The 22,991-nt window shown below is 35.5% G+C and carries 19 protein-coding genes; 6 read left to right on the forward strand and 13 right to left on the reverse strand.

Annotated features, from left to right (window positions below; genetic code table 11):
* Positions 1 to 18 precede the first annotated feature (18 nt).
* From LNP23_RS19970 to LNP23_RS19995, 6 genes are all read left to right on the forward strand, one after another.
* Positions 19 to 1,773 carry an ABC transporter ATP-binding protein gene (locus LNP23_RS19970; protein ID WP_230002583.1) on the forward strand — a complete coding sequence of 585 codons (1,755 nt, stop codon included), beginning with the start codon at positions 19 to 21 and terminating at the stop codon, positions 1,771 to 1,773.
* Between the two features lie 33 nt (positions 1,774 to 1,806).
* Positions 1,807 to 3,378, forward strand: a complete 1,572-nt coding sequence (locus tag LNP23_RS19975; RefSeq protein ID WP_230002584.1) for a histidine kinase — start codon at positions 1,807 to 1,809, stop codon at positions 3,376 to 3,378.
* An 86-nt stretch (positions 3,379 to 3,464) separates the two neighbouring features.
* The gene (locus LNP23_RS19980; protein ID WP_230002585.1) at positions 3,465 to 6,065 is read left to right on the forward strand and encodes a zinc-dependent metalloprotease; all 2,601 of its coding nucleotides are present in this window, start codon (positions 3,465 to 3,467) and stop codon (positions 6,063 to 6,065) included.
* Positions 6,066 to 6,083: 18 nt separating this feature from the next.
* Positions 6,084 to 9,425: a SusC/RagA family TonB-linked outer membrane protein gene (locus tag LNP23_RS19985; protein WP_230002586.1), complete on the forward strand. Its 3,342-nt coding sequence runs from the start codon at positions 6,084 to 6,086 to the stop codon at positions 9,423 to 9,425.
* Between the two features lie 12 nt (positions 9,426 to 9,437).
* Positions 9,438 to 10,757 carry a RagB/SusD family nutrient uptake outer membrane protein gene (locus LNP23_RS19990; RefSeq protein ID WP_230002587.1) on the forward strand — a complete coding sequence of 440 codons (1,320 nt, stop codon included), beginning with the start codon at positions 9,438 to 9,440 and terminating at the stop codon, positions 10,755 to 10,757.
* A 240-nt stretch (positions 10,758 to 10,997) separates the two neighbouring features.
* On the forward strand, positions 10,998 to 11,762 hold the full coding sequence (locus LNP23_RS19995) for a LytR/AlgR family response regulator transcription factor (protein WP_047773561.1): 765 nt from the start codon (positions 10,998 to 11,000) through the stop codon (positions 11,760 to 11,762).
* A 158-nt stretch (positions 11,763 to 11,920) separates the two neighbouring features.
* Here LNP23_RS19995 and LNP23_RS20000 read toward each other — a convergent pair whose 3' ends face one another.
* The 13 genes from LNP23_RS20000 to LNP23_RS20060 all read right to left on the reverse strand — a co-directional run bounded on the left by LNP23_RS20000 (position 11,921) and on the right by LNP23_RS20060 (position 22,960).
* Positions 11,921 to 12,292 carry a hypothetical protein gene (locus LNP23_RS20000; protein ID WP_230002588.1) on the reverse strand — a complete coding sequence of 124 codons (372 nt, stop codon included), beginning with the start codon at positions 12,290 to 12,292 and terminating at the stop codon, positions 11,921 to 11,923.
* Between the two features lie 91 nt (positions 12,293 to 12,383).
* Entirely contained in the window at positions 12,384 to 13,211 is an 828-nt protein-coding gene (locus tag LNP23_RS20005) for a DNA adenine methylase (protein WP_230002589.1), read from the reverse strand.
* 198 nt (positions 13,212 to 13,409) lie between these two features.
* Positions 13,410 to 15,629, reverse strand: coding sequence for a hypothetical protein (locus tag LNP23_RS20010; RefSeq protein ID WP_230002590.1), 2,220 nt, complete (start codon positions 15,627 to 15,629; stop codon positions 13,410 to 13,412).
* The gene (locus LNP23_RS20015; protein WP_230002591.1) at positions 15,629 to 16,426 is read right to left on the reverse strand and encodes a hypothetical protein; all 798 of its coding nucleotides are present in this window, start codon (positions 16,424 to 16,426) and stop codon (positions 15,629 to 15,631) included. The genes LNP23_RS20010 and LNP23_RS20015 overlap by 1 nt, the downstream gene beginning before the upstream one ends.
* Positions 16,423 to 16,887, reverse strand: a complete 465-nt coding sequence (locus tag LNP23_RS20020) for a hypothetical protein (protein ID WP_230002592.1) — start codon at positions 16,885 to 16,887, stop codon at positions 16,423 to 16,425. Before LNP23_RS20020 ends, LNP23_RS20015 begins: the two co-directional genes overlap by 4 nt.
* A complete protein-coding gene (locus tag LNP23_RS20025; protein WP_230002593.1) occupies positions 16,877 to 17,710 on the reverse strand; it encodes a nucleotidyltransferase in 834 nt (277 codons plus the stop codon). Before LNP23_RS20025 ends, LNP23_RS20020 begins: the two co-directional genes overlap by 11 nt.
* Positions 17,710 to 18,009 (reverse strand): hypothetical protein, encoded by a 300-nt coding sequence (locus LNP23_RS20030; RefSeq protein WP_230002594.1) that lies wholly within the window; start codon positions 18,007 to 18,009, stop codon positions 17,710 to 17,712. The genes LNP23_RS20025 and LNP23_RS20030 overlap by 1 nt, the downstream gene beginning before the upstream one ends.
* Complete coding sequence (locus LNP23_RS20035) at positions 17,987 to 18,355, reverse strand: hypothetical protein (RefSeq protein WP_230002595.1); 369 nt, start codon at positions 18,353 to 18,355, stop codon at positions 17,987 to 17,989. The genes LNP23_RS20030 and LNP23_RS20035 overlap by 23 nt, the downstream gene beginning before the upstream one ends.
* On the reverse strand, positions 18,356 to 18,871 hold the full coding sequence (locus LNP23_RS20040) for a hypothetical protein (RefSeq protein WP_230002596.1): 516 nt from the start codon (positions 18,869 to 18,871) through the stop codon (positions 18,356 to 18,358). It lies immediately after the preceding gene.
* Positions 18,871 to 19,845, reverse strand: coding sequence for a late control protein (locus tag LNP23_RS20045; protein WP_230002597.1), 975 nt, complete (start codon positions 19,843 to 19,845; stop codon positions 18,871 to 18,873). Before LNP23_RS20045 ends, LNP23_RS20040 begins: the two co-directional genes overlap by 1 nt.
* On the reverse strand, positions 19,845 to 20,444 hold the full coding sequence (locus tag LNP23_RS20050) for a DUF6046 domain-containing protein (RefSeq protein WP_230002598.1): 600 nt from the start codon (positions 20,442 to 20,444) through the stop codon (positions 19,845 to 19,847). Before LNP23_RS20050 ends, LNP23_RS20045 begins: the two co-directional genes overlap by 1 nt.
* A complete protein-coding gene (locus LNP23_RS20055) occupies positions 20,444 to 22,192 on the reverse strand; it encodes a tape measure protein (protein ID WP_230002599.1) in 1,749 nt (582 codons plus the stop codon). Before LNP23_RS20055 ends, LNP23_RS20050 begins: the two co-directional genes overlap by 1 nt.
* A gap of 219 nt (positions 22,193 to 22,411) precedes the next feature.
* The gene (locus LNP23_RS20060; RefSeq protein ID WP_230002600.1) at positions 22,412 to 22,960 is read right to left on the reverse strand and encodes a hypothetical protein; all 549 of its coding nucleotides are present in this window, start codon (positions 22,958 to 22,960) and stop codon (positions 22,412 to 22,414) included.
* Between the last annotated feature and the right edge of the window lie 31 nt (positions 22,961 to 22,991).

Here is a 22,991-nt window from a genome sequence, read left to right on the forward strand (position 1 = left end):
AATTAGCTCCAAAATAAAATGAAAGCAAAAGCATTTGATACCCGTTTATTCAAACGAATTCTAAAATATACCAAACCTTACAAATGGCGCTACTATGGCGTTATTATATTTGCTGTTTCGTTGTCTGTTTTTGCAGCACTGCGTCCCTACTTATTAAAACAAACGGTCGACGGCTATATCAAGACTCACGACCAATATGGTTTATTAATGTATATCGTATTAATGGGAGTGGTTTTACTGATGGAAGTTTTCTCTCAGTTTTATTTTGTTTACTGGGCCAACTGGCTCGGACAGGATATTGTAAAAGACATTCGAACCAAACTCTTTAAACACATTCTGAGTTTCAGAATGAAATATTTTGATTTGGTTCCGGTGGGACAATTAGTAACCAGATCTGTATCTGATATCGAATCTATCGCCCGTATTTTCAGTCAGGGATTGTTTATGATCATCAGTGATCTGATGAAAATGATCGTGGTATTGATTTTTATGTTTTATATGAACTGGAAACTAACCTGGATCGTAGTGGTTGCCATGCCAATTCTTGTGTACATCACCAGAATTTTCCAACGTAAAATGCAGGTGGCTTTTGAAGAAGTTCGTACGCAGATTGCCAACATGAACTCATTTGTGCAGGAACGTGTTACGGGAATGAAGATTGTACAGCTCTTTAACCGCGAGAGAATCGAAGCCGAAAATTTCAAAGAAATCAACAACAAACACAAAGTTGCCTGGATCAAAACCATATTATATAACTCGATCTTCTTTCCGATTGCCGATATTATATCCTCGATTACTTTAGGATTGGTTGTCGTTTATGGTGGATTCCGAATTTTAAACGGAGATCATTTTACCACTTTTGGGGATTTATTTTCATATACCATGTTTATCGGAATGTTGTTTAACCCATTGCGCCAGATCGCGGATAAATTTAACGAGATGCAATTGGGAATGATCGCTGCCAATCGTGTTTTTGATATCATAGACACACAAGACCATATTCAGGATACCGGAACGCTTGAGGCTCCTATTTTCAATGGAAGCATTGAATTTAAAGAAGTCCGTTTTAGTTATATCCCGGAAGAAGAAGTTATAAAAGGAATTGATTTATCGGTTGCCTCAGGGCAGACTGTTGCGATTGTAGGATCGACGGGAGCAGGAAAATCAACCATTATCAATCTTCTGAATCGTTTTTACGAAATTAACAGCGGAACGATTTGCATTGACGGACACAATATTGAAAACTACACTTTGGCTTCCTTGCGAAAACAAATTGCCGTGGTTTTACAAGATGTGTTTTTATTTGCCGATACAATTTACAACAACATCACCTTACACAATCCCGAAATTACGCGGGAGCAGGTTTTAGATGCGGCCAAAAAAATTGGCGTTCACGATTTTATTATGAGCCTGCCCGACAATTACGATTTTGATGTTAAAGAGCGTGGCGTTATGCTTTCATCAGGACAACGTCAATTAATCGCTTTTCTACGTTCGTATGTCAGCAATCCGAGTATCTTGATTTTAGATGAAGCCACTTCGTCGATTGATACGTATTCTGAAGAACTGATTCAGCGTGCCACAGAAACCATTACAAAAGGAAGAACCTCAATTATCATTGCGCACCGATTGGCGACTATCGTAAATGCGGACAAAATTGTAGTAATGGACAAAGGTCTAATTGTCGAAGAAGGAACACATCAGGAACTGCTTAGCAAAACAGATGGGTATTACAAAAACCTGTACGATTCGCAATTTGCCGTCGCAAATTAATTTTCTCATTAACATACAAATTATACATTTTCTTTGAAATTCAGTTTTAGCAATACCACCTCCAGACGAGCGTTTTTAATTTACGGCACGATCTCTATTTTAGTTACCGTGATTTCGGTGTACTTTATTAGTAACCTGATTACAGATCTTACCAACAAAACAAATGAATTAAGTGCCAGTCGGAATTTTGTTAAAAAACAGGAAATCATGACGATGGAATTTTCAAAGCTTCTGGAACATGAAATGCAGATTAAACATCTTCTAAAAATCAGCAGCTCTAAAAATCTGTTATCGAATCTTGAAGTATTGAGTTCAATTCAGGCAACAGATTCGTTGGTTACTAATAATTGGTTTCAGATTAATGACGGTCAAATTCACTTTGAGAATGATACGACCTCTGCAGCTTTAAAAAAGGATATTCGTGATTTTACGGCCACCAATAAATCTGCGCAACATATAAACACCATTGTTCCGCAGGGAAAAGACTGGGCCTGGAGAATTTATTTCAAATCAATTAGTCCTGACGGAACCATTGTTCGTTATGGCTACGACGTGAACTTAAGGTTATTGCATGATTATTTTTCGATCATAGATGTCACGACGTCTAATTACGCTTTTATATTTGACGAAAAAGGGAAATGTATTTATCATCCCGAAACTTCTTTCATAGGCAAAAATGTGTATGATATTGCTTCTATTCAGTCCTCTGATACTATTTTCACTAAAAAAAGCGATTATGTAAAACGCACTACTCTTTCTGAATACTTAAAACTGGATGTCATTCGTTTTACTAAAAAAATGGATATAAAAGGCGCTAAATGGTTTATTTGTGTGAGTTTTCCAAAAGATGTTATTGATGAAGATGTTACTTCTATAAAAAAATACGCAACTTCTATCTATTCGATTACTACGATAATGCTTCTTTTTATTTTCTATCTCTTTACTTATGCCAACAGAAGGGCTTATAAAGAAAAAGAAATCGTAATCAAGGAAAAGAATACCTTGTTGGTTGAAAATGAAAAAATAATAAAAGAGAAGGCCCTTATTCAACTCCAACAATTGAAGGAGCAGATAAATCCGCATTTTTTATTCAATTCGCTCAACTCACTTTATATGTTAATTGGCAGCGATGTAAAAACGGCACAGAAATTTACCTTAAACCTGTCTCGTATTTATCGTTACTTAATTGACCCGCCTGAAAAAAATATAGTTCTATTAAAGGAGGAGCTATTATTTATCGAAAAATATATATTCCTGCAACAAACCCGTTTTAAGGAAGAGTTGTTATTTTCTATCGAAATAGAAGATGAAGCTGCTTTAACAAAAAGCCTTCCCTATTTAGCACTTCAGATTGTGGTTGAAAATGCCATCAAACACAACATGGCTACAGACGAAATTCCGTTGCGCACCAAAATCGTTATTAAGGCAGATAAAGTTATTATTACCAACAATCTGCAGAAAAAACAGCATGTAGAACCTAGTACTCAGTTTGGATTAAATTACCTCCAGAGTATTTACAATCACTATGCTAAAAGTGATTTTGAAGCCTCAGAAAAAGAGGATAATTTCGTATGTATTTTGCCTTTAATCGACATTCACTCCTAAAAACAAGCCATTCACTCCCTTTCCCTTTTTTTTCGTTAGAAAAACAAATATTTTCGAGCAAAAATTAACCTAAAATTAACACCAAAATGAGGGAAAAGGCACTCCTGTTTGATTTAAAAGTAATCTGTGTATTAGTTTTATTTTTATTAGGCCCGATTTCTGCTTATTCGCAAAAGAATAAGAAAAAAGAAAACACTACCGAAACAGCAAAAGACACAACTTCTTCTAAAAAAGGAAAAAAATACAATGACCTTGTAAAAAAGGGAACTGTAAAAAAGGGACTATTCAATATCATTCAAGTTAAGACTGATGTTTATTTTGAAATCCAGGATAGTTTATTTGAAAGAGAATTTCTTGTCGTAAACAAATTATCCCAGGTTCCTTTTGAAGTAAATGACGCCGGATTAAACAAAGGAATGAATTATGAAAATAAAGTAATTCGCTTTTATAAAGATACAATTGCAAAGAAGGTATGGGTAAAGTCATACGTTCCTAAAGTCACTTCTCCAAAAGAAGATGTCATAACAGCTTCGGTAAAAGACAATTTTTCTGAATCAATTATCGAAGTTTTTGACATTGAAACCAAAAACAATGATTCGACTTCGGTTGTCATTAAAGTCAATAAAATCTTTGATGGTAAACAGAAAAGTTTTAACGATGTTCTGAGCAATATCAGCTTTGGAGGTTCTGTAAAATCAGACTTGTCTTATATCGAAAACTTAAAATCATTTCCTAAAAATGTGGTGGTAAAATCGCAGCTAACCACTTCTGTTAGTGAAGGTGGCCCTGCATTATCTGTAACGCTTGGCGTAACCAGTAATATTGTTTTGTTGGATAAAGTACCAATGAAACCACGCTTTTCTGATGAGCGTATTGGATACTTCTCAGAAAAACACTGGTATTTTGCCGACGCTCAACAGGCATTGTTGGAAAAAGAACTAATTACCCGCTGGAAATTAGAGCCTAAAAAAGAAGACGAAGAACGTTATTTAAAAGGGGAATTGGTTGAACCACAAAAACCAATCGTTTATTATATCGATCCATCGACTCCTAAACAATGGAGAAAATATATTATTGACGGAGTGCATGACTGGCAAATTGCTTTTGAAAAAGCCGGATTTAAAAATGCCATTATTGCCAAAGAACCAACAGCTGACGATTTGGATTTTGATACAGATGATGTACGCTATTCGGTTATTACGTATGCTGCTTCGCAAAAATCAAACGCGATGGGACCATCAGTTGTTGACCCGAGAAGTGGTGAAATAATTGAAGCTGATATTATCTGGTGGCATAATGTAATGACTTCTTTACAAAGCTGGATGCGCATACAAACCGGACCAATTGACCCGAAAGCAAGAGGAAATACTTTTAGTGATGAACATATGGGAGAAGCCATTCGATTTGTATCCTCTCACGAAGTAGGTCACACTTTTGGACTGAAACACAATATGGGTTCTTCTTTTGCGTATGATGTTGAGTCGTTACGTTCGAAAGAATTCACTGCAAAAATGGGTGGAACTGCTCCTTCTATTATGGACTATGCCCGTTACAATTACGTAGCACAGCCGGAAGATAATGTTACCGCTATCACTCCAAAAATCGGTGAGTATGATAAATATGCTATCGAATGGGGATACAGATGGTACGCTGCCAACGAGAACGAAAAGTTAAAACAGAATGCTATAATCGCTTTACACCAAAACGATCCGATCTATTTTTATGGTGAGCAACAAGATGGAGGAAATTTAATTGACCCACGTTCTCAATCTGAAGATTTAGGAAACGATGCTGTTAAAGCCAGCGAATATGGTATCAAGAACTTAAAACGTGTAGTTGATAATATTTTAAACTGGACTTACGATAAAGATCAGTCGTATTATGAAACTGCCAAATTATATATCGGAACTATTGGTCAATGGCAAATGTACAACCGTCATGTATTAAACAATATTGGCGGTGTTTATCTAAATGTAACGGTACATGGTGATAACAAACAAAGTTATATTCCAGTTCCTGCTTTGATGCAAAAAAGAGCAGCAGATTATTTGGTTAAAAATGTACTTACGATTCCACAATGGTTGTTTTTTAATCCAATATTAGATAAAACAAATCCATTGAAAGATTCTCCTTTGGGGCCTTACGAATATACGCCGTATACCTTGTCAAGAGAATTGCAATATGGCATTATGTACGATTTGTTTAGCGATGACCGTTTACTGAGAATTACTGAAAACGAATTGTATCAGCGTAACGAAGCCAAAGAAAAAGTTTTTACGGTAAATGAGTTATTCAGAAAAATACACCAACAGGTTTTTGCACCAACGATCTTAAACAAATCATTATCGATTCTGGAACGTATGACGCAAAAAAACTATGTAGATGTGCTGATTGTTTCAACAAACAAATTATTTGAAAAAACAGAACCTAAAAAAACAATAGAGGTACTACAAACCTTAAGCATGCCACATTTATGTACTTCTCTACAGGAGGAAAAAATGTCCCGTAACATCAACCAATCATCCTTAAAAAGAGTTACAGAAGTCACTTCTGATAAAAAAGGAGAGCTTGCAAAAGTACTTCAACTTATAAAAAGTAAAAAGAATACCGGAGATCAATCGACACAAAATCATTATAGCGATTTGATACAAAGAATTGAAAAAGCATTAAGTAACACAACCTTTTAATAAATAACCCCCGAAAACATGAAAAAAATTTTACATGCCTTACTGCTACTCCTGGCCATCGCAGGATACTCGCAGGAAACCCGAACCATTACGGGAATTATACTCGATGAAAATGATAAATCTCCAATTCCAGGAGTTTCTATTTTCGTCGAAAACAACTCGATTTCCAACAAAACTTCTATGGCGGGAATCATTCAAACTTCAACAATTGGAACTACTTCTGATTTTGATGGTAAATTTCAATTAAGAATAGCCAAAAATGTTACTGCCCTGAGAGTTACTTTTATGGGATATACTTCTTATACTTTAGAATTATCACCATCTCAAAAAGATTACACAATCAGTTTAAAATCTGAGACTGCAAAACTTCAAGAAGTTGTGGTAACAGGATACCAAAAAATTGAGAAAAGAAAGCTTACTTCTGCCATTACAAAAATTGACATGTCTGCTATCCAGCAAACAGGGGTTTCGAGTATTGACCAGTTATTAGTTGGACAAATTGCCGGAGTTGCTGTTAGCACACCATCGGGAGCACCGGGAGCACCTGCAAAAATCAGAATCAGGGGTACTGCCTCTTTAAGTGGTGCACAAGATCCGTTATGGGTACTTGATGGTTTACCATTAGAAGGAAATGATATTCCTAAAAACTTTGACAAAGACAATATTGATGTTTTAAACAACTATTCTATTGCAGGCTTAAACCCTGACGATATTAAAGATATTACCATATTAAAAGATGCTGCTGCAACAGCTATTTATGGAGCACGTGCTGCAAATGGTGTAATTGTAGTAACTACCAAAAAAGGTAAAGCCGGTAAAATGGTGGTAAGTTTTAATACCAATACTTTTATTACACAAAGACCTGAATTTTCTAAATTGAATTTGATGAATTCTTCTGAGAAAGTAGATTTAGAACTTTATATGGCAGGACGTTCAGATTTAACGTATAGAGACACCGGTGGTGATATAGCTCGTATCCTTAACGGATCGAATGAATTAGATGCTTTCAGAGCCGGTGGATTCTCTTCTTTGAGCCCAAACACACAACAATCGATCAACAGTTTAAGAGGCAACAATACAAACTGGGGTAATTTATTATACCAAACTGCTATCAATACGCAGCACGGTTTAAGTTTATCCGGTGGTGGAGAAAAATCTGATTACTACTTCTCGCTAGGTTATTATGATGAAAAAGGAACTACTATTGGAACTGGTTTCAAGCGTTATAACGTAACCTTAAAAAACAATTACCAAATAACAGACAAATTCAAAGTGGGTGTTAGTATTTTTGGTTCTCAAAACATAACTACCTCTTACTTAACAGATTCTTACGCTTTTACAAGTCCGTCAACGTACTCCAGAAACGTAAACCCGTACTTAACTCCATACAATGCTGATGGAAGCTACAAATACGATCAGGATATTGCAGGATATTCAGATCGTCGAGTACCTTTTAATTTCATTGAAGAAAGAGAAAACACTTCTTACGAATTAAAAGCAAGAGCCTTAAAAGCCTTATTTGATGCTGAATACAAACTTACCAAAAGTTTAAAAGTAACAAGTCAATTAGGTTTACAATTAGACAATACCGCTAGTGAGAAATTCGCCGGTAAAGACACTTATTATACAAGAAACTTAAAAGAAAAAACGAGTTACTTCAGTGGTGGTAATCAACTTTATTTTCTTCCGGTTGGTGGTGTTATCCAAAACACCAACTCAGACTTTTTCCAGTACAACCTGAAAACAATGGTGAGTTACGCTAAAACTTTAGGAGGAAAACATGAAGTTGAAGCAATGGTTGGTAATGAATTAAGAAGAAATTACAACACAACGATCGCTACTAAAGGTTTTGGTTTTGATGAGAACAATTTAACTACACAGCAAATTGTTTTCCCAAATGCTGGTTTGGCTAAAGAATCAGATTACAGAACCTACGCTAAATCTAAAAACGAGAATGCTTTTGCATCATTCTTTGCAACGGCTGCTTATACCTACAACAGAAAATACAGCTTCTTTGGAAGTGTTAGATATGATGGTTCTGATTTGTTTGGTGTAGATCCAAAATACAAATATTTACCGCTTTGGTCGACTTCTGCTTCATGGGCAGTATCTGAAGAAGATTTCTTAAAAGACAATCTAACGATTTCTAACTTAAGACTTCGTGCTTCATATGGTTTACAAGGAAATATTGACAAAAACACTTCTCCTTATGTAGTAGGTACAAACAGTACGGCCATTATCCTTCCAGGACAAGCAGAGCCTACTATTAATGTTACCAGTCCTCCAAATGATAAATTGCGTTGGGAAAAAACAGAAAATACCAACTTCGGTATGGACCTTGGTTTATTTAACAACCGTATCAGCATTGTAACTGATGTCTATGGAAGAAAAAGTACAGACTTAATTGGTCTGAAAGCACTTCCATTAGAAAATGGTTTTGAGTTCACTAACATGAACTGGGCACAAGTAAGTAATAAAGGTTTCGAGATTACTTTATCTACAAGAAATATCGACCGTCCAAACTTTTCTTGGAATACAAGTATTAACTTCTCTCACAACAAAAGTAACGTAGATCGTCTGGCTGTAAGAGACAATAGTTTCTTACCAAATCAGGAAGGTTACGCTGTAAACGCTGTATTTGGTTTTAAAACAAACGGTATTGACGAAAATGGTTATCCGTTATTTGTAAACAAAAAAGGAGAAACTGTAAATGCTCAAACTTTCTTTGGTTTATATGACGTTTGGGGAGATTTCTTTCCTGGAGAATTTGCTGACTCAAAATTAACACCGACTGAATTTAGAGACTTATTTGTTTATTTAGGAGACAGAGATCCTAAGTTTACAGGAGGTTTAACAAATACCTTTAGAGTAAATAATTTTGATCTTGCCATCGCTGCTTCTTTTAATATCAAACAGACTGTTACAAGAACTCCTCCATACAACGGAACACAAGTTGACAGAGGACAAAATTACAGCAGAGATATCTTAGATGCATGGTCACCGACAAATACCTCTTCTAACTTACCTGGAATTACGAGCAAGACATCAGGTACAGGAGATTCATGGATGGCTTACCAATATTTTTCGACAAGGAATCCAATACCTACAATGAACTACTTAGACACATGGACCAGTGAAATGAGTTATATGAGATTAAGCAGTGTTCGTTTAGGATATACATTCCCAAAGACATTTACAGATTACATAAACATTCAAAGTATCAGACTTAATGTTGAGGCAAGAAACTTATTCGTAATCAGTTCTGATTACAAAGGTTACTTTGACCCGGAAACCTTCGGAAATATTTATGCGCAACCTGTTCCTAAATCATTCACTTTAGGATGTAATGTAACTTTCTAATAAAATTTAAAGATGAAAAAATTCTCAAAATATATAGCCCTTTTTGTTGCAGTACTTGCAATAACAAGCTGTGATAATTATCTCGATGTTACCCCTATGGGCCGAGTTATTCCGGAAACATTAGATCAATATCGTGCCCTTCTGACCAGAGGATACAACACTTACCCACAGCACAAATCATTAACTGCAGTTCGTACTGACGAATTAATTATGGATGAATTTGGAGATGAAATCAATCTCTACAAAGACATTTATAACTGGAACGATGCTAACCCGGATCGTTTTACACAAACTTTTCATTATCAGGATTTATATACTACTATTTTTTACACCAATGTAGTCATTAATGATGCATCCTCTAAGCTAGATAATTCTCCTGAAAAAAATCAATTAATAGGAGAAGCTTATGCTTTAAGAGCAATGGCATATTTTGATTTGATTAACCTTTTCGGAAAACCTTACAATCCTACAACTGCTGCATCAGACAAAGGAGTTCCATTGGCGCTTGAAATTGACTTAGAGCAGGTTTACATACCTCAAAGTGTTGAAGTAATTTACAATCAAATTATTTCTGATACTGATAAAGCAGGGCAATTAATTAACAAAGACACTCAGGCAAAAGGTATTAATTACCGTTTTTCTAAAGTTGCTTTATATGCTTTCGAAAGCCGTCTTTATTTGTACATGCAACAATGGCAAAGATCTTTGGATGCTGCTAATAAAGCCTTGGTAATTAATAACAATCTTGTTGACTTAAAAGCAACTCCCGTCCTTCCAAATAAATACGATTCAAAAGAATCTATATTAGCTTTAGAAGAAGGATATATGACCGGTCTTCAACGTGCTACTTATGCTTCGACAGACTTACTGACAGCCTACAACAGAACAGCAGATTTACGTTTCCCTCTTTTGTTTGTAGCAAGCGGAAGTAAATTCAAAATTCAAAAAGGAGCCAATATCGACCAAAAATGTACTTTCAGAACCTCTGAATTGTATTTGACAAAAGCAGAGACTTTATTAAAATTAGATAAACTTGCCGATGCCAGAACAATCGTATTAAGCTTTATCAAAAACAGATATACTGCGGCTGGATACACACAACTTGAAACTGCAATCAATACAATGAATGCTACAGATTTAAACACTTTAATTTTACAAGAAAGACAACGTGAGTTTGCTGTAGAAGGACAACGTTGGTTTGATTTGAGAAGAACCTCTCAAAAACAAATCGTTCACACTTTACATGGTGAAACTCACACTCTAATACAAAACGATCCGCGTTATACCATTCTTTTTCCGGCAAATGCGAGATTAAATAATCCCAATCTATAATGCCTATTTGTTTTCTAAAAAGTCCAGTTTCAAAGCTGGACTTTTTTTTTGCTCAAAACGGAAGAAATAAAAATATCCTTATCAATTTTTATCTTCCTGACAATAAAACAGAATCACTTAAAAATTTCGATAAAAAAACAATCCAATTTTATTAATTATTAAGCGTAACTAATATATTTGCAGAGCCAAATACCAGCTTCTTTGATACAGAAGCATCATTAACCTTACATTCAAAAGAAGATGAAAATTGCCATTGTTGAAGATGAGTATCTTGCATCGAGTTTTCTGAAATCTATTTTAGAGCAGCAAAATATTTTACAGATAACGGAAATCACTATTCTAAAATCCGTAAAAGAAGCCGTTCTTTTTTTTACAGGAAATCCTGTCGACCTGGCCTTTATGGACATTCATCTCGGCGACGGAAAAAGTCTTGAGATTTTCGAAAAAACCACGATCGCCTGCCCTGTTATTTTTGTTACCGCCTACGATTCTTATGCGATAACGGTCTTCAAACATTTTACAATCGACTATCTTCTGAAACCTTTTGAAGAGCAGGATTTATTGGAAGCACTCGAGAAGTTCAAAAAAATAAAAAACACTTTCAATAGCGATGCTACGATACAATCCCTTGTTGCTATCGAAAATCCTGAAACCAGTAAAGTACAGCGCCACTTTTTGGTCAATCACGGTTATAAACTTATTTCGATCAACGAAAATGATGTCACCTATTTTGTAGCCTCCGGTAAACATCTTTTTATTTATGCAAATTCAGGGAATAGTTATTTGTACAACAATACACTTACCGATATTATTCACAATCTGGATCCGGTGATTTTCTTTAAAGTTAACCGCAAATACATTGTAAACAGAAACATTATAAAAGAAGTCATCAAACATTCTAATCAAAAAATAGAATTGAAACTTACCACTTCTCCCTTAGAAACTGATCCTATAATTATCAGCAAAAAGGAAATCAATAACTTTAAAAACTGGCTTGATCAATAAAGCACTGCAAACCGTTTATAATCGCAAAATCAAAATTTCCTACTTTATGAAACGAAATTTCCATTTTTTTGCAAATATAGTCATTACTTGAAGTCTGTGGGGAATTAAATTAAAAAGCCAGTATTATACTGGCTTTTTAATTTTGATTTAAACACTATTTAAACATCTTTCTCTCTTGTTCTTGTCCATCCACTAGCCTCTGGACGTTCCTCTTTTCCTAGTTGCTGGGGTTTGTAGTTATATGACTGTTTAACCTCTCGAATTTTACTATTCATCATATTCTGAAGATAATGAATTTTAGCGTGCTCTTTTAGCTCTAAGCCGAACGGAACAAACTGATATTCTAAAGGTAGATAATCCAAGACCTTAGTGAAATCAACAAAAATACCGTAATCTTCTCCTAAAGATTTGCTTAATAAATTTCCTGTTGATAAAAGCCTTTTAAGCGCATTATAACCTCGCGATGTCACTCGTAAATTCGATGCTTCAAGTACATGGGCATCAACTGCTAGTTCTTCTGATGATGTCATAATGAAAAATATTTATTATCGCAAAATTAATAATGAAACTTTACAATTTGCAAAATTTGATTGTCTCAAATTGTATCAAAATCAACAATAATTATGTTTTGTAGATCATTATATCGGTATAACTTGATTGAAAAGTAACCGCTGTATTCATCGTTTCTGTATAAGCACCAGCAAAAGGATTACTCATTGGAGTTTTCGTTTCAATCCATTCGCATAATTCAATGATCGATGATTTGTTTGATGTGAAATAAAAATACTTTGTATTATCAAGTAGATTTAAAACGTCTAAGTAATCACGTAGTTTCCAAAAACTTTTGTATGTTCCAGTATCTGTTGACAAATATGGCGGGTCAACCAAAAATATTACTTCAGGTTTATCTTTATGAGTTACAAAAAGAGTTTTGTAACACTGACTTGTGACTTCAATGCCATCTAAATAGCCAGTTGTATCATAATTTGATTGTCTTATTCTATTATAAATTGTTTCCTTTTCTAGGCATTCAAATGTCTTAACATAGTTCATGCTAAAAATCAGGTTGCTGGAAAGTGTTATATAATCGACATACCCTTTCTTTTCAGCTTGTTTAATGCAATCTAAGACATTTTTTCTTGTATCGCCTATTATTTTACTGTCTTTAGAATAATCTTTCAGTAAATACCTTAATTCTGTAACAAGTTGATTGGTCTTATCTACATTTGAAAGTCGTTCTCTGTAATTATCGTAATCATTAAAAATTACTTTTGCATTTGGATAAACTGACTTTACAGCATGACTAAGTAAGCCACTACCACCAAACAAATCAACATAAGTTGCTGTCGGTGAATAGTTTTGTAATGCAGATTTGAACCGACTTAAAAACTTTCTTTTTTGTCCCATAAAAGGCAAAGGAGCTGATTTAAAAATTTTCTTTTTTTCCATTCGATTTTGATTGATGATTGATTATATTTGTACTTCCTACAGTAATTAAACATGACGCAAAAAGCCACAGCTCAGAAGACATTTTGTCCTCCGAACACTGTGGCTTTATTGCTAATGAAAAATAATTACCGTAGGAAGTATTATTAGTTTGGAGGACTTTTTTTATTCCTTCCTCTGGAATACATTTAAGAATAAATTTTACGTAGGCAAGGCAAATGTGTTTATTGTTACTACGTCATTTGCATCTTGTGTTTCATAATACAACTTTCTTGAAGTTTTATTGTATTTGACAACCGTTTCCCTTAAATCAGTATTATTAACATACAAATCTCGTTGTGCGGTGTTAGCCGGTGTGGTGTTTATATTGAAAATTATTTTATCAAAAACACTATTGATCAAACGAGCTCGATTGAAGATCGACATCGACTTCATTGTGCAAAAATTAAAAGATACTTTACTGTTTTCTGCGGTAAGCAATCCTGACGGACTATGATAAACAAAAAGTGTGCAATCCACTAATAAGGAATTGCTAAAACTCAGGTATGGTGTTGAACCTCCCAATAAACAATTATATACACTGGATGAATTCGGGTAATAAAGGTTCATCCACCTTACATTAGGAAATGGATTTCCATTGTAATTGTTAGAATTAGCACCTATTACCGTGCTAATCATTTGAAAACCTATTGGCTGCTCTATATTTACAAAATTCAAAAATTTCACTTCTCTAAGCGTAATTATCGACTTAGTATTTGACACAATACTCAAAGTGTCGAGAAACAAACTATTTTCTAATTTAATATGAGTTCCTGTCGTTTTAACCGAACACACAAAAGTTGAATTGAAAATATCCTCCGCGTCGATCTCTGTATCATAGTTTAATTCTCCCGGGTTGTTTTGAATCACAGTATTCTCAAATTCTCCTGAGACTTTCATCATTTTTACAGAAGTTGGATAATGCAATGCGTCTAAAGGAATTATAGTATAATCTTTAGCTGCTGAATTTGAAGCAACAGTCATTCTAAAATCGACAACTTTTGTATTTTCATCAATTGCTTTTGCGAGTGAGTCAAGATCTGCGGCAATATAAAATCGTTCAAGGGTTGATGTTGTTGATTTTGTTGCTGTAAATTGATAAACTCCTGCAAAGCCTGTTAATGAGGTTACGGCCTGATCTTGATTCAAAATTTTAAGTATTGAGTTACCGTCAATTTTCCATCGACGGTAACGTTTTACCCTCCAATCATCCCGTATATCAATATTAAGTACATTATTGTATCTTCTAAGAATTTCGCCTTTTATCGCAACACTTCCGGTTGATGGCAATCGGTATTCTATCACATCATCAGGGTAGGTCGCTGATTTTCCTTCAAATTCAAATTCGTTAGTAGATTTTGCCTTTAAAATCAAAGATTCAAAAGGTACTCCTAAATTTTCCGCCGCCGTCATATCCATGAAAGCTGTACCATTATGAACTTCGGTATTTAAAACACCTCCCGGACGAATTACTGGCTTGCCATTTCCATCATTAACAATTAAATTATCAATAACTCCATTTGTGTATCTTGGTGTGGTAAAACTAAATTTTAGTCCAACTACATTTTGCATACCATTTGCAAATCTGAAATAGAAATTATTTGACATTGTTGAAACTGTAGTAGTTTGGCCGACCGCCAATGCTCCTGAGTAGCCAATTGGGAGTTTAGTAATTGTTACAAGCTTACCTACAATTAAATCATAATCATAACCTACATCCATAGTTGCCCAATTAGAAACAAATGAGGTAATTTCTCTTTTATAAGTTGGTGGCGCAGAATCCGAGCCGTTTATGGTGTAAATGGTTTGAAAATCATTTAACATATAATAATTACCCGGAACTAACTTCTTGTTTTCGACCAAGTTTATAATATTTGTTACCGGTAAAATATTTTCACTTTTAACAAATTGATTAACAAAATCAAAAACCGATTTTGAGGACGGGTAATCATCATTGGTTGAAGATGCCGTAATTATCAAACTTTTGTTACTAACATCTTCCTTAGTTTCAAAAAGAGTTTTAACAGTTTCACTACTCGCTAATTTAGTAGTACCACCTGTAGTGAAATCGTTTACTATGTCCAAATAGTTAGCTGTTACTTTTGAGGCTCCGTTTAATGGTGCATAACCGTAAGCTTGTCCTTTTTCATTTAAGCTTTGCTTGTTATCAAATAAACTTTTATGAGCATTATTTGCCGCACTATGAGCGTCAAAAACTTCTTTATCAACTTTATCATCTAGTAACTCTTGCAAGCTTTCAATTTTATCGGCAGGAATTTTTTCATCTTTGAACCAAATCCAATCGAAAAAAGCAAAAAATTGACTTTGTTCGGGTCTTTTTCCCGTTTGAAACCACGGTTTCATATTATCTTTATATCCCATTATCCTACGTATTTTATAAAATGAACAATTCTATAAGGGTTTAAAATCGAAAACGGTTGGCCACCCCCAAAAGGTTTTATAAGTGAGCCCGGAGGGTAATCACCTGTACCGTTGTCAGCCAAAGTAATTCCACCACTACCTCCAAATTCTCCCCCTTTTTGTATTCCTTTTCCATTTATAGGGCTAATTACCGGCAATTCGCTTTCGCTCAGCAATTTTTCCTTCGAACCACCAACTTTCCCTACCACATCAGCTCCGGAATCGTCAGCGTCAAATCCCCTCGGAAACTTGCCCTTGAATAAAGTCTCTTCTTCCCAACCTTCCGGAATCTCGTTTGCCGGGCGCTGCCACATCGCAATTAATCCAATTGGTATATTTCCAACTTTTGGTCTTGCTTCTAATTCTTCAATTCTTTGGATTAGGGAACCTATATCTTTCGTTGGAAAACCTCTTTTGAATTCTGCCCATTCAATTGCGCCGATGCCGGTTCCAAAAGTGACATAGCGTGTTTTAATAACCGGGTTTAAAGTATTGTTTTGAAATAGTAACTTTTCAGTTTCTTCCTTAATGACAACTTTTGATTGTGTTAATCCGCCACGAAATTCAAAGACTTCATTGTTGAAAAAAACAACACCGTCAGTAGTGTTTGAACCTGCAGCAGTACAACCGGAAATTATAGATTTATCGCCCATGATGTTTCCAAAGGCACTCGTCAATAAATACGATGTCTGCATTTTTCCGAGAATATTTGTAGTCATCGGAAAACCTCCTACTTCACTAAAATTAATAGTATTCATATTTTTATAAGTTTATAGCTTTTACCGGCTAAGACATAAAAGTCGATCATAGCTGTTATTTCATTTCGTCGTTCGCTCAAAATTGGTTCAGGTACATTAACCAAAAAATCAACATAACCATCTATATAATTAAAATCTTGTTCGAGATGCACTACGCCTAAAAAGACATCTTGAAGCTCATTTTTTGTAAATAAATAATCTTGGCTTACTTGTGCCGTATCGCTTATTGTTATTCGGCCGGAACTATTGCCGAACTTATCGTTCAATGCCTTTCGTAAGTAACATTTTTGGCCGTTATATGATAACGTTCTTATATTTTCAGAGCGCATTTGTGCCCACTGGTAATATAAAGTAGCAATTGGGGCAATTAATGATCTTATATAGGCGAACAATATAGGTCTGCGTAAAAATGTGGGCAAAAGCAAAAGGGCTAACTTGTCGTAATCTATTTTATACCACATAACTTATATTATCAAAATTTGGAATTGTAAAATAACCGCTAACAGGTATTGTTTTTACATCTATAGGCTCGGGCTCTTCGTAAAGTCCTGTACTTAGATTAATTGCCTGAGATTTTGCGCTAATTAAATTCGGAATTTTGACGCCCTCAACGGTTTTTAATTTGGTTTCCAAATCAAAAAGAATAATCTCCCCATTGAATGGTAAATTTTTCATAAACTCCTGAATCGCATCTTGTACGGGATAATTGCCGTTTAAAATACTCATGCCTTTATCATTTAATACTAATGGGTCACAAAATAATTGTATTTCTAAAAGTAAGATGTCCGGCAAATGATTTACTACAAGATATTTCACGCCACAATCAGCAATTTCGCTTATATAAGCATCAAAAGATGCTTTTTGAGGCACTGAAATAGGCGATAAGACACCGGCAGTTTCTGTTGCAATTTTTATCAATAATTGCCCCGCTGATTGTGTTACGGCGGAATATTTGATAATTCGGGAGGCTTCAATCTGGTCATCTGTAAAACCGGTATTATCATACTGATCTGTATCATGAATTAAGTCAAAGCCATATTGAAATGCTTTGGCTTTTGAACCGTACCAAGAGGCACGATGCGGGAATTTTTGCCCTATAATTTCTGATACCTCAAGTTTGTGTGTATCGAATAAAATTTCGAGTGTCCATGCGCAATAAGAAACCACAAACGCAAACAAGCGATATATGGCAACTTTGCTTGTGGAGTTCAGCCCACTCAAGTTTTCATCAGCCGCAATGCCGTCAAAAATTTGCTGTTGTATTACTTGTATCGTTCTTGCCATTATTCTACTATAAATGTTGTTCCTATAATCATTGTTCCTATTCCGAGCCTTGGTAGAATGTCTTCGTTTCCCGAGTTACTGAGCCCTGTGGCTATAATTTGATTTTTATTTTGATAAAAAGTGACAATAGTAGTGTCTATCGCACCACTTTCAGGAACCTCAATATTTTGCCCTGGTGTTAATGCCTCGGTAATCGAAATGCCATTTTTATGGGCAAGCTCAAAGACACTCATTACCGTTCCGTTGTTCTGTAAGGATATGTCTAAAAGACTTTGGTTATGTAATACTTGCTTTTGCATTAGCTTTCAATTGTCGGTTTTCTCGTTTTAATTCTGCAATTTCAATTTGTTGCAGTTTTATTTTTCTGTCTTTCAGTTTATTTTCCTCCTCCAATAAATTAACCTTACGTTGCATCATGGCGTCATACTCATTAAACCTTGACTCATAACGTTGTTTCAAATCGTCCAAAATTTCCTTGTAGTGTGAGGACAATTTTACGTCGTTATCAATTGCCGTGGTTTCGGCATTTTCTTTTGCCTGTAAAACGTCAACTTTATATTTTCCTTTTGTAAACAAAAAAGTAAAGAACCCCGTGCCACCAATTGCGGTTAAAAGAAGTCCGATATTATTTAAAATTACGTCCATTTAATTCCCTTTTAAAAACTGATTAAACCTATTTTCAATGGCCTCAAATTGAGCCGTGTTATTTAGCGTGTTGGTTGTTCCCGTTTGAGCCGTCGCCGTTCCTGTTGTCGCAACTGTAAAACTCATAGATTTAATTGCTCCGATCAAATCGCCCATCAATTGTTTTAGGGTCTCATTTTCTTTTTGCAAAAGGAAACCGTATTGATCCACTTGGAACCGCACATACTCAATATTTAAGTCTAAACTTTCTACTTCGGAGTATTCCTCAACATATAGGCGGTGTAAGTCTTCATTTATAGGGCTAACCAAAACAGAGCTTTCAGTCTTCGGAAACAAATAAAATTTTTTATCACTGCCATCAATAATAGCCGAAAGTTGCACATCTGGAAGTTCCAATCCATCTACGGCAATAACACAAGTGCCTTTTTCTTTATCAACTGAAACTATAATGGCGGGAAACGTGTCTACCTCTCTTTTTTTTAGTTTTCTAAATGCCTCAATTAATTCTTGTTCCATTACAGTCTATTGCCTAATGTTATTTTTCGTCTTGCGCCCCCCATACCAAATGTGGTAACTACTTTTTTTATAAAATAATTTCCCTCACGGTTCAAATGCTCTTCATCTATTAGTTTAGCTTTCATTCCCCTGGTGGCAAATGGAACTAAAAAGCTAACCACATCACCATCAAAACCATCATACTTCAATTTTTTAAGTTCGGCATTAGCCATCGCCTCCAATTGCTTTTTATCCGAAACTACCGAGGTTGTGTATTCTCTCTGTTCGCCATCCATATCACCAAACTCAAAGCTTTCCTTTTTGTTGGTTTTCGGGTTCATATAATTGTATTTGATTTTGATCCGTCTTTCGTCCTTACTTTTAAATTCAAGGTTATTTTCAACCAAATTATAGCCCAAGTCATACACCACTGTTTGCCCGATATTGGTCAACTGTTGTAATCCGACATACAGTTTCCCTTCGTCATCTATAAATACCGTTTGTGCCAAATCCTTTCTAAAACTTTCTAAAATTTGTGCACCGTTAGCGTTGTGAACAATCCATTTGTCTAATGGAATATCTTGACCTTTCATAAAGCGGGAGAGTTCTATTGAAGTACCCTTTATAACTTCCTCTAAAACTTCTTTGACGCTTGTTTTTCCCCAAACTTTATTTATATTCTTTCGCCTCAATAACCACATAGAATCCTCACAATGAATCTCAATTGGAATTTTTGGGCTAATCTTTTTTACAAATCCTGTAAATTCTACACCCGAATAAATGCCATCATAGGCCAATGTAATCACAACTTTATCGCCTACTTTTATCGCCTCCTCAGTAAATTTTTGGCCTCCATTTTGACGGATTTTAAAGCGGGTAGGCAATTTAATAACTGCCGTGTCGCTCAATTCCTCAACCGACTTCGTAATTTCAATACCATGAACGGCATTAAAAATGTAATTGCCTATTTCTACTTTTCCGTCCAGTACGTACATTAGCTCAATAAATTCGTTTTTTCTTTATCTTTTTCATTCAAATCGGCAAAAAAATCATCATCTCCCAAGGCTTTGATCGTGTATTTTTGCATTCCACTTTCGCCTATCATTTCGTCCCAGTCTAAACTTTCAAGAACTATTTTTCGAATACCAAACAGTTCAAAAAAGGCATTATCTTCAATATCTATAGAGTCGTTTATTTCAAATAAATCATTAATTAATTTTACTTGATCTGCCGGATATTTATCAGGGTCACTTAGGTCAATGCAAACTCCTTTTATTGTAATCGCCTCGTCATCCGTTGTAATATATTCTTTAACGGATCGTTTCTTTTTCTTTCCTACCGTTCCTGTCTTTACAATGGTTTTCGACATTCCAATAGATACAATCGGCTCATTTGGAAACAAAAAAGAGTCCTCTCCGTGCGAGACTTTCAAAGTCATAAAATACTTTGCTCCTTGCAGCTGCTTAGCATTGACGCCTAACAAATCAGGTAACTTATACCGCGATTGGTTCTTTTTCCACCAAAGAGGAAAAACGGGTCCGACATAGTCAAGCGAGGCTCGAACCAGTAATTCTTTTATATTAAATTCTGCCATTAGTTCGTTTGCATTTGATTAACACTATTTACAGCACGTAATATTATTTCTTGCACTTTTTCGCCTAATTGTTCAATTCCTTTTTCAGTACTTTCTACAAATATTTTAGTGTCGTCTTGAAGCTTCTGTATGTTGACTGTGATGTGGGTCATCTTAGATCCGCCCGAAACAATGTTATCGGAGTCTTTCCCTTTTTTGTCTTTTTTCTTTTTAGATGTGTCATTCATCAAATCAGCAAAAACGGCGGACTTATTTTGTTTTAAATAATCAGGTACTTTTGCTTTTTTTGTTCCGGGTTCAACGCCCGCCTCCTTGGCTTTCATATTTACACCGTCATTGTATCCTTTAGAAAAAGATTTAGCGGCTTTAATACCGTCATCAATCAATTTCTTTTTAGAATCAACCCCCATTAAGTCGCCGACGGCTTTTTTCCCAATCTCAAAAGCGTTTTTAAAATCGCCTTTGAAGAATGCCATTAATGCGCTTCCGATTCCAGTAACTCCTGACAATAAATCTTGAATACGATTAATTACATAATCTTTTATTGCCTTTCCAAAGCCTTTCAAAACTTCCCAAGTTCCCATAATCACGCCTCGAAATCCCTCAAAATTATTCCAACATGCCCACACGATAGCAATTAATGCCGCTATGGCTATAACCATCAATGCAATAGGATTCATACTCATTACAAAATTGAAAGCTGATTGTGCCGCAGTAGCTAGCCAAAGACGGGCTTCAAATAAAGCAAATTGAGCTGAAAACAGCCAAAATCCTGCATTAGCGGCAATAAAGGAAATTCCCAAAATGGTAACCAGTGCGGCAAGGAAAAACAGCAATGGTTTGGCTTCCATTACCCATTTTACTACATCTGCAACAGCGTGGCCAAATGGTATAATATTGTTTGCGACCGCTACACCTATATCAATTAAAGGGGAAACCCAATTAGCAAATGATATTCCGATTTTAGCAATAACATTTTTAAATGTCCCGATCATCGTGCTCCATTTACCGCCCGCCGTTTCTGCCATTTTGTTTGACATATCGTGATAGCGCCCGCCTTCAGAAGTGGCAAGCCTGAACGCTTCTTCTATCATGTTAGCGCTAATTGCGCCTTGTTCCATTTTCTTCTTTAAATCCCCCATTGAGATACCCGTGTTTTCAGATATTACTTGAAGTGGGTTAAAACCTTGGTTAATCAATTGTAACAAATCTTGCCCCATCAATCTGCCGGTTGCCATAATTTGAGAATAGACCAGCGATAAACCGCCTAGCTTTTCCTCATTACCCATAGCAACATCGCCCAACATTCTCATGTTGCCCATAATTTTCTCTTGGGCAATACCAAAACCAAGCATCGTCTCCGAGCCTTTTATAATTCCCTCATTACTATAAGGTGTGGCGTTGGCATAGTCGTTTAATTGGCCGAGCATAACCTTTGCCTTTTCGACCGAACCGAGCAAGACTTCAAACTTCACATTAGTTTGTTCCATCTGAACGCCCATATTAAAAAGTGCCGAGATACCGGCGACGACACCTAGTGAAATGCCCAAAGCGCCAACTAAACCAATCAAATTTTTATAGCCTGAGCTTAAGGTCGAAAAAAACGAGCCTGATGTTGACTCTGTATTTCTAAGCGTGGCATTCAACCTGTTCACGCGAGTGTTTGTCATACCCACACTAGCCGCTATTTGATTAAGCGAGCTACTGGCGTAGTTTTTCATTTGTATGATAAATTCGTATGCGTTCATAAACTTAAAGTTGTGAGGATTCTTTTTCTTTTGTCCTAATAAAATGAAGGTTTTGCACCTCTTCGCACCAATCCAAATCACTCAACTTATGAGGTTTTTTAATGTGCATGTAGTATCTCAAATAGGCATCTAAAAGTCTAAAATCTATGTGTAATTTTTCATTTGATTGCGTAACGTAACCAAAAGACGAGGCGTCATTAATGTCAATAACCGCCTCCTCTAAAGCTTTTTTATGATTGCTACTTTTTGATTTTGAAGTTTCTCAATTGCTTGGTATAATGGAAATCGCAGCGAGGCGTTATCTCTATCTTTAAAGGCCTCGTCCTTTTCAAAGCAAATTCTATCAAACAATTTTTCTTGAGTAACAAAAGGTTTTCCACTTGGGTTTTCCTTTTCTGCAATTTTCAAATCATCACGAGTGATAATCCTGACTTTACAAACTGCCTCACCAATGGTAATAATAGAGTTGTTTTTATCCTTAGTAATTTCCGCCTCATCGAAATTAAAAAACTCTTTAACCTCTTTACGGGCGGGAAAAAAGTAATTATCATCTGTTTTGATTTCGATGTCTCCACCTATAAATAATAAGTTGATCATTTCCTCACCAAAGGCTAAATCACCGCTATTTTGCATTGCAGTAAATGCGCGTTTAAAGTCCTTCATTTTTGGCTCACGCAAATAAGCTGTTTTGTCCTCTACGGGCAAAGCGTAAACGCTACCGTATTTTTCTTTCCATTCTTGAATTTGTGTATCGTCAATTTTTTGCATTGCGTTTGTTGTTGTTTTGTTGTTGTTTAAA

Source organism: Flavobacterium cupriresistens (assembly GCF_020911925.1).
Taxonomy (GTDB): Bacteria; Bacteroidota; Bacteroidia; order Flavobacteriales; family Flavobacteriaceae; genus Flavobacterium; species Flavobacterium cupriresistens.

Excerpts from the sequence above, each read along its gene's own strand:
- LNP23_RS19970 (WP_230002583.1), top strand. The coding sequence starts at position 19 with ATGAAAGCAAAAGCATTTGATACCCGTTTATTCAAACGAATTCTAAAA.
- LNP23_RS19980 (WP_230002585.1), top strand. The coding sequence starts at position 3,465 with ATGAGGGAAAAGGCACTCCTGTTTGATTTAAAAGTAATCTGTGTATTA.
- LNP23_RS19985 (WP_230002586.1), top strand. The coding sequence starts at position 6,084 with ATGAAAAAAATTTTACATGCCTTACTGCTACTCCTGGCCATCGCAGGA.
- LNP23_RS19990 (WP_230002587.1), top strand. The coding sequence starts at position 9,438 with ATGAAAAAATTCTCAAAATATATAGCCCTTTTTGTTGCAGTACTTGCA.
- LNP23_RS19995 (WP_047773561.1), top strand. The coding sequence starts at position 10,998 with ATGAAAATTGCCATTGTTGAAGATGAGTATCTTGCATCGAGTTTTCTG.
- LNP23_RS20000 (WP_230002588.1), bottom strand. The coding sequence starts at position 12,292 with ATGACATCATCAGAAGAACTAGCAGTTGATGCCCATGTACTTGAAGCA.
- LNP23_RS20005 (WP_230002589.1), bottom strand. The coding sequence starts at position 13,211 with ATGGAAAAAAAGAAAATTTTTAAATCAGCTCCTTTGCCTTTTATGGGA.
- LNP23_RS20010 (WP_230002590.1), bottom strand. The coding sequence starts at position 15,629 with ATGGGATATAAAGATAATATGAAACCGTGGTTTCAAACGGGAAAAAGA.
- LNP23_RS20015 (WP_230002591.1), bottom strand. The coding sequence starts at position 16,426 with ATGAATACTATTAATTTTAGTGAAGTAGGAGGTTTTCCGATGACTACA.
- LNP23_RS20020 (WP_230002592.1), bottom strand. The coding sequence starts at position 16,887 with ATGTGGTATAAAATAGATTACGACAAGTTAGCCCTTTTGCTTTTGCCC.
- LNP23_RS20025 (WP_230002593.1), bottom strand. The coding sequence starts at position 17,710 with ATGGCAAGAACGATACAAGTAATACAACAGCAAATTTTTGACGGCATT.
- LNP23_RS20030 (WP_230002594.1), bottom strand. The coding sequence starts at position 18,009 with ATGCAAAAGCAAGTATTACATAACCAAAGTCTTTTAGACATATCCTTA.
- LNP23_RS20035 (WP_230002595.1), bottom strand. The coding sequence starts at position 18,355 with ATGGACGTAATTTTAAATAATATCGGACTTCTTTTAACCGCAATTGGT.
- LNP23_RS20040 (WP_230002596.1), bottom strand. The coding sequence starts at position 18,871 with ATGGAACAAGAATTAATTGAGGCATTTAGAAAACTAAAAAAAAGAGAG.
- LNP23_RS20045 (WP_230002597.1), bottom strand. The coding sequence starts at position 19,845 with ATGTACGTACTGGACGGAAAAGTAGAAATAGGCAATTACATTTTTAAT.
- LNP23_RS20050 (WP_230002598.1), bottom strand. The coding sequence starts at position 20,444 with ATGGCAGAATTTAATATAAAAGAATTACTGGTTCGAGCCTCGCTTGAC.
- LNP23_RS20055 (WP_230002599.1), bottom strand. The coding sequence starts at position 22,192 with ATGAACGCATACGAATTTATCATACAAATGAAAAACTACGCCAGTAGC.
- LNP23_RS20060 (WP_230002600.1), bottom strand. The coding sequence starts at position 22,960 with ATGCAAAAAATTGACGATACACAAATTCAAGAATGGAAAGAAAAATAC.